At 30.7% G+C, this 548-nt stretch carries 1 protein-coding gene; it reads left to right on the top strand.

Annotation, left to right across the window (positions count from 1 at the left end; translation table 11 throughout):
* A partial coding sequence (locus AVBRAN12654_RS09405) for a hypothetical protein (protein ID WP_442862327.1) occupies positions 1-548 on the top strand: 548 nt, incomplete at both ends.

Raw genomic sequence — 548 nt, 5'->3', positions numbered from 1 at the left:
CGAAAAAGGCAGTAAGATTTATGAAGCCTTAGAAAACGAAATGCTAAAAGGAATAATTACTTACGAAAAAGACCCAAACGAGCAATTACCAAGCAATGAAGAAGTATTTAAATATCAAAAAGGCGATGATGCAAGGCTTAGCGAGTTTAAGCTAAAGGCTCAAGTAGCATTCGGCATTAAAACTAATAGTATTTATCAAAAGGCATATCAAGGCAACGCAAGTGCTGATGAAGTAAAAGATTTAGTTCAATTTTTAAAAAATAATAGTATTGATGGGCTTGATTTAAGTGGTAGATTTTTTAAAATACCTAAAGATTACGCCGATGAGATTATGGAGCTTTTTGCAGATGATAACCTAAATGTAGATGATTTTAAGCAAAAATATTTAGAGATTAAAGAAAAGATAGAAACTAAAAGAAACAAAGCAAAAGAAATAGATGAAGAACAAACTAAAGAAAAACCATTCGAAGCCATAGAAGTAAAAGGCACTAGCACTCGTGAAAGTATGGAAGAAATACTTAGTAAAATGGATATTCAAAATATCAAAA

Origin of the sequence: Campylobacter sp. RM12654 (assembly GCF_020137585.1) — a bacterium.
Lineage (GTDB): Bacteria > Campylobacterota > Campylobacteria > Campylobacterales > Campylobacteraceae > Campylobacter_E.
Note: the sequence above shows the minus strand (reverse complement) of the source record. Positions and strands in the feature narration are given on the sequence as shown.